The sequence below is a fragment of the Paraclostridium sp. genome (assembly GCF_051657365.1).
GTDB lineage: Bacteria > Bacillota > Clostridia > Peptostreptococcales > Peptostreptococcaceae > Paraclostridium.
On the sequence record NZ_JBOFKN010000131.1, the window covers coordinates 68,503 to 79,618 of the forward strand.

An 11,116-nucleotide genomic window follows, 5' to 3' on the forward strand; every position below is an offset into this window, starting at 1 on the left:
ATTTATAATTATAATAATAACCATTAATTTTTTTAATAAATATTATAATTTTTAAATAAAAAATAGAGTACTTAGTAATTTTTTAAAAATCACTTTAAAGTACTCTATTTTTCTAGTTTATATTATTATATTTTCTTTTTATTAAGTAATTTGCTTCCTACAAAAGCTAATATTACACTTAAAACTATTAATAAAACAAATTTCACTATGTCAAAATCATTAAAGTTTACAGTTAATAAATTATTTATTTTACCTATGATTCCATCATTACTTGTAGAATGTAATGCACCTACAGCAACTGCATTATTTAAAAAGTGCATTATCATAGGTATAAATATGGAACCACTCTTCCAAACAGCATAGCCTAGTGCTATACCAAGTATACTCGTAGGTATTACTCTTATAAAATCTATATGCATAAATCCAAATAATACCCCACTACAAATTACAGCCCACATTTGTGCTTTCTTCGCTTTACTTTGGCTAAATGAACTAAATACAAATCCTCTAAAGAAAAATTCTTCACATATAGCTGGCATAACTGCTACAACAATTAAATTTACTAATCCATTATCTACTTTTAATACCTCATTTAAACCTTCTACCACTTGCATATTTTGTGGGAATAAGAAAAGTATTACTTGAGTTATAAGATTTACTACTATAAACGTTCCAACCCAAAGTATTATACCTCCTAATACATGAGTTATGCTAGGTACTTTTATACTGAAAGTCTTTTTGAGATCTGACTTAATATACCATGCAAATATTAAAGGTAGTGCTATAATCATCACTTGCGTAAGTGCTAATCCAACCATTCCAAATTTTAATTGGATTAAGCTTCCTACATAAATCAGTAATACAATTCCTACTGCATATAAAGTTATTCCATCTGCAATACCTGGCATATTTCCTTTTTTAAGATTACTTCTTTTTTCTAATAATGAAAAACTCTTGCTACTTCCAAATAATATTTCTTCTGAATTGAACATTTTTGAAAGTAATAACACAGATATTATAACAAATACAAGATTTGATACTAAAACTAGTGCTATTAAGCTTATATTACTGTTAAACGTAAGTACACTTTTAATAAGCAATGATATATTAACTACTGGTATAGTAGCTGTAAAACTATTTAACGTTATATTCGGTATCATCGATACATAAGAAGGTATCATTACAAATAAACTTACCGGTGTTATATAGTTTTGAGCATCTTTAAAGCTCTTCGCTAATGAACATACACACATACTTACAGCTGACACTACCATAGCAAACAAACATACGCATATTATAGTTATTATAACTGGAATTACCATTTGTGAAAAATCAATATTCATCATACCCATTTCACTTGCTATACCTTGTGAGGCACAAACAAATCCTATGCTTATAAATATAGAAAGTAAATTTAAAATGGCAGATGCTATGGCACACGCGGAAACTGCCATATATTTCCCCATTACAAGCTCTAAGTTTGTTATTGGAAGAGTAAATAGTGTTTCTAGAGTTCCTCTTTCCTTTTCTCCTGCCATAACGTCTATTGCTGGATACATAGCTCCCATAAGTAATCCTATTATCAATACAAATGGAAGTAGTTGACCTAGTAAGTGACCTGCTAATTCTTCATTTTTAGCAACATCTACTGTTTCATAGTTAATAGGATCTAATGTGGTTTTAACATCTAGTCCGCTTTTTTCCACATTATCTTTAACTAAATCTTCTTTATATTCTTTTAACACATCTTCTAGCTCGCTTTCTGCCATAGATGCTGAATCTTCAGATGAATCTATATATACTTTAAAATCTTTTGTTCCATTTTTTTCATTTATAGCTATATATGCATCTATTTTCCCATCATTTAAATCTTTTTTATAATCTTTGCTATTTATTATTTTAAAAGCTCCAGCCTCACTATTTTTTTCTTTTTTAGCTTCATTACTTTTATCTATAACTTTCATCAAAGCAGTATCTGGTTCTTTATTAAAGGCTATATTAATATTTTCCTGTTGCATACTATTCATTGACATCGTCATAACTTGTGTCATACCTACCATAAGTATCGGGTATAAAAGTATAGGTAGTATTATCATCATAAATAGAGTTTTCTTGTCTCTTAATATATCTAAAATTTCTTTTTTGAATATTTGATTTACTATTTTAGTCCTCAAATAAATCACCTCTTTCACTTGCAAGAGTTATAAATACATCTCTTAAATTATCTGTATTAGTTTGTTCTTTTAACTCCTTAGGAGTTCCTACTGCTATTATTTCCCCCTGATGCATCATTATGATTCTATCACATAACGTTTCAGCTTCTTCCATATAATGAGTTGAATACAGAACTGTTTTACCTCTTTGTTTTTCATTTTTCATAAAGTCTATTATAGATTTGCTACTTATTACATCTAATCCTAATGTAGGTTCATCAAATATGTATATTTTAGGTGAATGTATAAGACATCTTGCTATTGAAGTTCTTTGAGTTTGACCTGTAGATAAATTTTCAATTCTATTATCTATAAAACTTTTCATATCCATTATATCGATTACTTTTTCTAAAGATTTTTCTATTTCTTCTTTAGGTATTTCATATAGACTGGCAAATGTAGTTAACAACTCTCTAGGTGAAAGTCTGTTATAAAGCTTAGTATTTCCTGATAAATATCCTATTTCTTTTTTTGCTGCATTTTTATCAATAGAATAATCATATCCAGCAACACTTATATTCCCAGAAGTAGGAGTTAGTATTCCACCTAACATTCTAAGTAATGTCGTTTTTCCTGCTCCATTAGGCCCTAGTATACCCAATATTTCACCTTCTTTCGCTGTAAATGTAATATTATTTACCGCTAGAAAGTCTTCTTTTTTAGTTTTTAATTTTGTAAATTTACTTTTTTTCTTTGAATTATTGTCCTTTACAACTCTAGTAAAAGATTTACACAAATTGTTGACTTCTATCATAACTTTCCTCCCCATATAGTTTGTGTCTAATTAAAATTATTAATAAATATTGTATCAAATATATACTTATTTACATTATTTTATAAATATAACTTTTACATCAATACATTATTTTCCTTTATTTATTATCATATTAACATAAATATATCTATAAATGTATTATTTGGAGTGAACTCTATTTTATTTGGAATGAAATAAATTTAAGCATAAAAACAGAGCGATAATTTTAATTCATATCGCCCGTTATCTTTTATACCTCCAAAATGTAAATTCTAATTTATAATTTCACTTTATCTTTTCGGCATTAAAAAAACCAAAGCAATATATGGTATTATCAGCCATCCCCCTAATAAACTAAGTATAACAAAAACTACCCTTAAAGTTGATGAGTTGAATCCGAAAAATTCAGATATTCCACCACATACTCCCGCTATAACCGAATCATTTTCAGATAAGTACATTTTATTTTGCATATATATCCATCTCCTTTTATATTTTACTGCTTTAGTTCTACTTAATATAAGTGTAATTTGGAAAATGCTAGAAATCAACATCTAAACTACATTTTATTTTAAAACATAAAAATAGGAGTTATCTATTTTTAGATAACTCCTCTATTATATTAATGATTAACTTAAGATAAATAGTATTGTTTTATAAGTTTAACTATTTCTCTAGCTTCCTCTGATTGAGATTTAGGAACTTTAAATGATATAGGTGCATTGTGTGGTATCCCACTTTGACTTATAACCGTATTTCCATCCACTCCTATTTTTATATCTACATCTAAATCAAATGTTGATGCTGATTCAAAAGATATACTTTTTACATTTTTAGAAGGAAAAAACTTAACTTCTACTTTTTTACCACTAACACCTTGAACATCTACCATATAGATTCCATAGTTACTCAATATTATAGAGTCTCTTATAAAAGTGAATCCTTTTATTATTTCTTCCCCATCTATTAAATAATCTTTTATTTTATCTCCTGCTGAATTGTCTACTGAACCATATCCTGCTAGTTTATTAAAAAATGCCATATATAAATCTCCTTTTAACTAAGTTTATTTTATTTAATCAATATTATAATCTAAAAATCACTACAAGTAAAACCACAATCAACTTCTATAATACCTGCGCAAGAAGAAATTTGTGTATAACTTCCATTGACTCCATTTTTACGTAGTTCTGGTATTATTTTTTCTTCAACTATATATATTTCATCTTCATCCCACTTATCCAAATTATAATTTCTACACTCTAACAATTGATTTTTTGTTTTAAATCCAACATCTCCAATTATTATTTTACCATCTCTAACTAATAAATCTTTTAACCTTCCTATAAACTGTACCTTTTTATCATCCTCTAAATGATGAATCGCATAAGAAGATATTATATAATCAAATCTTTCATTTTTAATCTCTACAGGTATACCTAAGTTAAAATCATGCTGTATAAATACTCCATTAGGCATCTTTTTCTTTGCAATATCAATCATTCCTTGTGAAAAGTCTATTCCAAATATATTAACACCATCTTCATACAATCTATGTGTTAATAATCCGGTTCCAAATCCTATATCTAATACTTTACTTGTTTTTCTATTAGTAATAGAATTATAAATATAACTTAAAATTTCGTAATATCCATCAAATGGGTATTCTTTTGAACTTCTTTCTACACTTTTATCATAGTCTTTTGACCATAAATCAAATCCCTTGTTATCTAGCACCTTATTTCCCCTTTTATTGATGTTCAATTAGCATAGTCCATATTCCAATTTCCTTAAATCCTATTTTTTGATATACCTTTCCTGCTTTTGGATTATCATAAAATAAACATAATGACTTATTTTTTTGAAGAAAATCATAGCATAACTTTGATAAACATTTAGTCATATAGCCTTGTTCTCTATACTCTTTTCTAGTTGCTACACCTACTACCATAGCAGATTTACTATTTTCTGCTGTTATCTGCGATATTGTTATGATATCTTTTTTGTCATCTTCGATATAGTAAGCTATTTTATTGTTATTTCTAATTTTATATCTAATTTCTTTAATACTATCTTGAACTGAAAATTCACTTATAGTACTTATCAAATCATGAATTCTATTTGCATCTTCTTCTTTAGCTAATTTAATGCTTTCATCCCAAGGAAGTAACTTCTTATTATCTCTTAATTCACAAAAATACATAATTCTTTTTTCATAGTTTTCTAATATATCACTAAATTTTTCTACAATATCATCTTTTCCTGATATAAACTTTTCACCCTTGTATTCTTTTATAATTTTCTTGAATTCACATACATCCTCATCTAAATTTTCTATGTATGGTATAAAATTATTTGAATATCTTAATAAAACACCTTTTAAATTGTTTTCACTATCAAATTTTCCCCATATTTCTTGAAAATCTTTGTCAAATCCATATTGCTCAATATCGCCTATTATGAATAAGTTTATATTAGGTTCCTTAGATACGTAATTTAATACTATCTCTTTATGACTATCATTCAGTTTCAAAATCATATAATCATCTCCCTATTTAAATATATAAATTATATATATTCTTTTAATTCACCATAATGATCATCAAATTCAATTTATTGCTTATTGTTTTAATAGGTAATATCCTTCACCTATTCCTACATTTGTTTTTCCATTTAATACAAGTGTATCTTTAAACCTAATCTTTATTAAGCTCAATTCATCTGTTTTTATTTTATCAACCGATACAATGTAACCATTTCTATAAATGTTTTTACCATTTATATTACCTAAAAAATCATCTATTTGTGAAAATGCCAGTATTTCTAATTGTTTATCATTACAATAAATTTCTATATCTTCTTTTTTAAGATTTGGCCATATATGTTTATTAAGTATTAATTCTGACTCTTTTTCAGAAGTTTTAATAGCAATTTCATTCACTCTAAGAATAGACATAGGTATAAAATGTATATAAGTACTACATTCTTGTTGCCACATTCTAATTCCATATACTTCACATTTATCAATTTCTGCATTTATTCTTAAATCACTTTCTAGATTAACATTATAAACCCACACTTCTAGCATTTCTTTTGAATATTTGCTATCAAAAATACCTATACTATCTTCTTTGTGACTTAAGAACAACTCAAAGTTTCCATCTTCATCCCCTACAGTTAATGTATTGCTCTTAGTACAACTAATTATAGGATTTTTTACAGGCATTTTATTTAAATATGTAGCCTTTCCATATAATTTTTTTAACTTAATATTAAATATTTGCTCATAGTTATCTAATATAACTTTAATATTATTAGTGCTATCTAAAACTTTTTCTAATTCAAACTCTAAACGAAATGAATTATTATTTATTTCAACATTTCCACTAAATAATATCTTCTCCCCTTGAATAACTTTAATATTACTATGATCTAAATCAATATTATTTCCTTCAACTATTATAAATGGTTTGTTTTCAAGTTCCCATAATTCGTCCTTAACTGTATTTTCTAAACTGCACTTGCAATTTGGGTTATTGTTTAAAATTAAATTTAACATAAAATCCCCCTACAATACTTTTCTATATATCTATTTTTTAGTTCTTCTTTCCTTGCTTCGTTTCCTTTTTTCTGCGTAAATTAATTCTTTTTTTATTTTTTCATAACTTTTTAAGCGTTCCTTCGATAGTTCTCTTTTTTCGATAGCTTCTTTAACTGCACACATAGGTTCGCTTTTATGCTGACAGTCTTTGAAATAACAATTTTTAGATATTTCTTCTATATCTTTAAATGTAGATTCTAAATCACCTTGGCTAAGCTGTATCTCTCTCATTCCAGGAGTATCTATAATTACCCCACCTGATGGAGCTATAAATAAAGCTCTATGGGTAGTTGTATGTCTTCCCTTATCATTATCTCCTGTATCTTTTGTACGCTGTATATCTTTATTTAATAGTTTGTTTATAATAGTAGATTTTCCAACTCCAGAAGATCCAATAAAAACGACTGTATTACTTTCATTTATATTTGCTTTTATAAGCTCTATCCCTTCCCCAATTAATGCGCTTGTAACTATAATATCAATTCCTATTGATACATCTTCTATACTATTAAGCTTTTCCTTTATATCATCACATAAATCAGCTTTAGTTAATATGATTATTGGTATTGCACCACTATCCCAAGCTATATTTATATATCGTTCTAATCTTCTTAGATTAAAATCATTATTTAAAGACATAGTTATAAATATCTTATCTACATTAGTAGCTAAAATCTGATTATCACTTTTTGACCCTGCAACCTTTCTAGAAATAATAGTTTTTCTAGGAAGTATATTGTTAATCACAGCATTTTTATCATCTATTTGTTTAAATACTACCCAGTCACCAACGGCAGGATAATCTTCTTTATTTGTTAATTTATATTCCATTTTTCCCGTTATCGTTGCTGATAGATCTCCATTAGTACTTTCTATTATATAAACATTGCTATATTGAATAGATATTCTACCTAATAAAAAATCACTGAAATTTTCTTCAAAATACTTTCTTAACTCTTCATTTAATCCTAATTTGTAAAGCTTTTCAAAATTTTCATTCATTAATTTAATGCCTCCAGTTTTAATTTTGGGCATAAATATAGCCCTGAAATAGATAAATCTTAACTACTCCAAGGCTCTTAATTAAAACTTATAATATTATAAGCTTTATAAAATATATTCCGTATTTTGGAGTAGTTGCATATAAATTTGTTTTTTTATTTGATTTTTTCTCATATACAACAACTCCTTTCATAATTTATTATACTTATATTATATACTATGCTTATATAAACATTCCACAAAATGATAAATGTTTTATTATTATTTCTTTTTTCCAATAATAGATTTATATTGTTTAGATAGCCAACTTTCTTTTTCAACTATATAGTTATTGGTATTTAACAACCTCATATGATAAGAGTAGATAGCATACTCACCCAATTTATCTACTAATTTGTTGTTTACATAAGCTCCAACAAAAGCCCCAATACCTGGAACTAATTGAAGTAACTTCGCCAAATCGATATAATCTCGATACTCTTGTTGAAAGGTTCTCCAATCAAAATCATTTATATCGTTAGATAAAGTGCTTTTAAAAGTTTCAAAATGTTCCATATTTTTAAATATTTGATTTACATGATTTTGGCTAGAAAAAGCTAATTGGAATATATTTAAAATATATAATCTTTCTTTATAATCACTTGTATCAAAACCATAAATGCTTGCAATCTCATATAAAAGCTTCATCTTTATACTAAGTAACAAGGGAAAATCAGCAAGCCCTATCAATATTCCACCAGCTCCTGTTCCTGTACCTTCTAACATAGCTGTCTTTTTGTATAACCTAATTTTCTCATACGCTAATTCATCTCTTTCAGCTAAAGAAAACCCCTCTATTGGTTTTTTAGTTGTATATTTAGACCCAAATAAAACTACCTTTGTCATATTTTTTATAGCTGAAGTTATTATATTATGATAATTATCAGGTATTATAGAATTTATTTTATTTTGAGTTTCTTTCGAGGCCTTATTTATAATAGATGGCTTTTTTTTCATCTTACTTTTCCATTTTTCTAATTCTTTAATTTTTATATAATCATAATCTTGCATTTTATCACCTATCTTTAAGTATCACTATTTTAATTTTTATTATACATTACTTCTAGTATATTAATTATATACTTAATCTTTGTTAATTTATAAAATAATTTTCCATAAATAAATTTTAATTTTATAATTAATATAAAATTAAAATTTTTAGTTTAAGCTAAAAAACTAGGGGTAAATATATGAATAAGTGATCATAATAAAAAAGAAAGAAGATGATTTTATGAATATGAACTTCTTAAAAGTAATTCAAGAAAATACTAAAAGATTACATAGTATGGCTGAAAATACAGGGTTCATAAAAAGATTAGTTGATGGGAATGCTACATCTGAAACATATGGTGAGTATATCTATAATCTTTATTTTGTTTACAAAGCAATAGAAGAAAATTTAGAAAAACATAAAAACGATGAGGTTTTAAAAGAATTTATAACTCCTGAAGTTTTTAGGTCTAACGCTTTATTACAAGACTCTAAATTTTTATTAGGTTACGAAATTGATTCTATAGAAATCTGCGATTCAACAAGAGTTTTTGTGGATAGATTAGATGAAATTTCTAAAACAAATCCAAAATTATTAGTCGCTCATGCGTATACTAGATATTTAGCTGACTTGTTTGGTGGTAGAACAATCTTTAAAATAATTAAAGACAATTATAATATTCATGATGATGGACTTAATTATTATATGTTCGATAATATACCAGATTTAAAAGCTTTTGTAATGGATTACCATAAAAAACTTGATTTAATACAATTAAACGATGAAGAAAAAGGTAAATTCTTAAATGAAATATCACTTTCTTATGTTTTTAATATAAGTATCTCTAACGAATTAGATTACGTTAAATTTTAATTTATATCCTTCCTCAAATACAGCGTACATTATTTTTTAAATTTTAATCTAGGATAACATAAAAGAGATGTATCAATGCTAAGTAGCATTGATACATCTCTTTTATGTTTTTTAAATTTCATTTCTTATTTATTACTTTTGCAGGTATTCCAACAACTGTACTATTAGCTGGAACATCCTTTAAAACTACAGAATTTGCACCAACTTTAGAATTATTCCCAATTGTTATAGGTCCTAAAACTTTAGCTCCCGCACCAATTATAACATTATCACCAACAGTAGGGTGTCTTTTTCCACTTTCGTTTCCCGTACCACCTAATGTAGTTCCATGATATATAGTAACTCTATTTCCAACAATAGCTGTTTCTCCTATAACAACACCCATACCATGATCTATTAATATCCCACTTCCAATAGTTGCACCCGGATGTATTTCTATACCTGTTGTAAATCTATTAATTTGAGAAATAAGTCTTGATATAAAAAACATATTATGTTTGTAAAAAGAATGTGCCATTCTATGAGCTATAAGAGCATGTATAGATGGATATAGCAAAAATACCTCTATCTTACTTCTTGCAGCAGGATCATTTTCAAGTATATACTCAATATCGTCATTTATCTTCTTAAACATATAATCCTCCAATATTTTAATTTATATTATAGTATATGTTTAGCTAAAATATGTTCATAGATAAATATTTTTCTATTCCATCAGGAGCTATAGTTACTATATTTTTATCTTTATATTCTTTTGCTATTTTCATACTTGCAAAAACATTAGCTCCAGATGATATTCCTACTAAAATACCTTCTTTTTCACCTAATAATTTAACAGTGTTTATTGCATCATCATCACTTACAGTTATAATTTCATCTATAACACTCATATCTAAATTCTTAGGTATAAAGTTAGCACCTATTCCTTGTATTTTATGTCCTCCACTATATCCTTTTGATATTAAAGGTGAATTTTCCGGTTCTACACCAACAACTTTTATATCTTTATTCATTTCTTTTAAGTATTTTCCGGTTCCACTTATAGTTCCACCTGTTCCTATTCCACATACAAATATATCTATATCTTTAATATCTTCATATATTTCTATAGCAGTTGTATTATAGTGTTTTTTAGGATTACTTTTATTTTCGAATTGTTTTAAAGATTTATAACTACTATTTGAGTTTACTAAATCTAATGCTTTATCGATAGAAGCTTGCATTCCACCTTCGCCTGTAAGTACTACCTCTGCTCCATAAGCTTTCATCAAATCTATACGTTCTTTACTCATAGAACTAGGCATAACTATAATTATATTAAGATCTTTTATGTTTCCAATCATAGATAAAGCAACTCCTGTATTTCCACTAGTAGCCTCTACTATAGTATCATTTTTTTTTATTAATCCATCTTCCATCAAATCTTCAATCATACCTAGTACTGCTCTATCTTTTATACTTCCACCTATATTATATTTTTCTAATTTTAAAAATATATTATTTTCATTTTGTATATTATTTAATTTAAGTAAAGGAGTTTTTCCTATAAGTTCTAAAATATTTTTATATATCATTTTTACCTCCTGCTATTTTTATTTAATAATATAAATCTTTACTATTTATTATTAGTTATTTATATCTTT

12 protein-coding genes are annotated in these 11,116 nt (G+C 26.3%); 1 reads left to right on the forward strand and 11 read right to left on the reverse strand.

Going from position 1 to position 11,116, the window contains the following annotated elements; all coding sequences use genetic code 11:
• Window positions 1-125 precede the first annotated feature (125 nt).
• The 9 genes from ACRCYC_RS09495 to ACRCYC_RS09535 all read right to left on the reverse strand — a co-directional run bounded on the left by ACRCYC_RS09495 (window position 126) and on the right by ACRCYC_RS09535 (window position 8,620).
• The gene (locus ACRCYC_RS09495) at window positions 126-2,183 is read right to left on the reverse strand and encodes an ABC transporter permease subunit/CPBP intramembrane protease (protein ID WP_438618910.1); all 2,058 of its coding nucleotides are present in this window, start codon (window positions 2,181-2,183) and stop codon (window positions 126-128) included.
• Complete coding sequence (locus ACRCYC_RS09500) at window positions 2,164-2,967, reverse strand: ABC transporter ATP-binding protein (protein WP_438618890.1); 804 nt, start codon at window positions 2,965-2,967, stop codon at window positions 2,164-2,166. Before ACRCYC_RS09500 ends, ACRCYC_RS09495 begins: the two co-directional genes overlap by 20 nt.
• 290 nt (window positions 2,968-3,257) lie before the next feature.
• Window positions 3,258-3,440, reverse strand: a complete 183-nt coding sequence (locus ACRCYC_RS09505) for a PspC domain-containing protein (RefSeq protein WP_438618891.1) — start codon at window positions 3,438-3,440, stop codon at window positions 3,258-3,260.
• 161 nt (window positions 3,441-3,601) lie between these two features.
• The gene (locus ACRCYC_RS09510) at window positions 3,602-4,009 is read right to left on the reverse strand and encodes a PH domain-containing protein (RefSeq protein ID WP_438618893.1); all 408 of its coding nucleotides are present in this window, start codon (window positions 4,007-4,009) and stop codon (window positions 3,602-3,604) included.
• A 50-nt stretch (window positions 4,010-4,059) separates the two neighbouring features.
• Complete coding sequence (locus tag ACRCYC_RS09515) at window positions 4,060-4,704, reverse strand: class I SAM-dependent methyltransferase (protein ID WP_438618894.1); 645 nt, start codon at window positions 4,702-4,704, stop codon at window positions 4,060-4,062.
• Between the two features lie 13 nt (window positions 4,705-4,717).
• Window positions 4,718-5,506 carry a GNAT family N-acetyltransferase gene (locus ACRCYC_RS09520; protein ID WP_438618895.1) on the reverse strand — a complete coding sequence of 263 codons (789 nt, stop codon included), beginning with the start codon at window positions 5,504-5,506 and terminating at the stop codon, window positions 4,718-4,720.
• An 81-nt stretch (window positions 5,507-5,587) separates the two neighbouring features.
• A complete protein-coding gene (locus ACRCYC_RS09525) occupies window positions 5,588-6,526 on the reverse strand; it encodes a hypothetical protein (RefSeq protein ID WP_438618896.1) in 939 nt (312 codons plus the stop codon).
• A 30-nt stretch (window positions 6,527-6,556) separates the two neighbouring features.
• Complete coding sequence (gene rsgA, locus ACRCYC_RS09530) at window positions 6,557-7,570, reverse strand: ribosome small subunit-dependent GTPase A (RefSeq protein WP_438618897.1); 1,014 nt, start codon at window positions 7,568-7,570, stop codon at window positions 6,557-6,559.
• Between the two features lie 261 nt (window positions 7,571-7,831).
• The gene (locus ACRCYC_RS09535; RefSeq protein WP_438618899.1) at window positions 7,832-8,620 is read right to left on the reverse strand and encodes an EcsC family protein; all 789 of its coding nucleotides are present in this window, start codon (window positions 8,618-8,620) and stop codon (window positions 7,832-7,834) included.
• 187 nt (window positions 8,621-8,807) lie between these two features.
• On the opposite strand from ACRCYC_RS09535, the gene ACRCYC_RS09540 reads away from it, so the two are divergent.
• On the forward strand, window positions 8,808-9,473 hold the full coding sequence (locus ACRCYC_RS09540) for a heme oxygenase (biliverdin-producing) (RefSeq protein WP_438618901.1): 666 nt from the start codon (window positions 8,808-8,810) through the stop codon (window positions 9,471-9,473).
• Window positions 9,474-9,591: 118 nt separating this feature from the next.
• On the opposite strand, the gene epsC is transcribed toward ACRCYC_RS09540, so the two are convergent.
• Together epsC and cysK are read right to left on the reverse strand one after the other, a co-directional pair.
• Window positions 9,592-10,107 (reverse strand): serine O-acetyltransferase EpsC, encoded by a 516-nt coding sequence (epsC, locus tag ACRCYC_RS09545; protein ID WP_438618902.1) that lies wholly within the window; start codon window positions 10,105-10,107, stop codon window positions 9,592-9,594.
• A 43-nt stretch (window positions 10,108-10,150) separates the two neighbouring features.
• The gene (gene cysK, locus ACRCYC_RS09550; protein WP_438618904.1) at window positions 10,151-11,047 is read right to left on the reverse strand and encodes a cysteine synthase A; all 897 of its coding nucleotides are present in this window, start codon (window positions 11,045-11,047) and stop codon (window positions 10,151-10,153) included.
• Between the last annotated feature and the right edge of the window lie 69 nt (window positions 11,048-11,116).

Bases quoted from the DNA above. Each gene is read 5' to 3' on its own strand.
- epsC (WP_438618902.1), bottom strand. From the start codon at position 10,107: ATGTTTAAGAAGATAAATGACGATATTGAGTATATACTTGAAAATGAT.
- ACRCYC_RS09520 (WP_438618895.1), bottom strand. From the start codon at position 5,506: ATGATTTTGAAACTGAATGATAGTCATAAAGAGATAGTATTAAATTAC.
- ACRCYC_RS09525 (WP_438618896.1), bottom strand. From the start codon at position 6,526: ATGTTAAATTTAATTTTAAACAATAACCCAAATTGCAAGTGCAGTTTA.
- ACRCYC_RS09510 (WP_438618893.1), bottom strand. From the start codon at position 4,009: ATGGCATTTTTTAATAAACTAGCAGGATATGGTTCAGTAGACAATTCA.
- cysK (WP_438618904.1), bottom strand. From the start codon at position 11,047: ATGATATATAAAAATATTTTAGAACTTATAGGAAAAACTCCTTTACTT.
- rsgA (WP_438618897.1), bottom strand. From the start codon at position 7,570: ATGAATGAAAATTTTGAAAAGCTTTACAAATTAGGATTAAATGAAGAG.
- ACRCYC_RS09505 (WP_438618891.1), bottom strand. From the start codon at position 3,440: ATGCAAAATAAAATGTACTTATCTGAAAATGATTCGGTTATAGCGGGA.
- ACRCYC_RS09535 (WP_438618899.1), bottom strand. From the start codon at position 8,620: ATGCAAGATTATGATTATATAAAAATTAAAGAATTAGAAAAATGGAAA.
- ACRCYC_RS09500 (WP_438618890.1), bottom strand. From the start codon at position 2,967: ATGATAGAAGTCAACAATTTGTGTAAATCTTTTACTAGAGTTGTAAAG.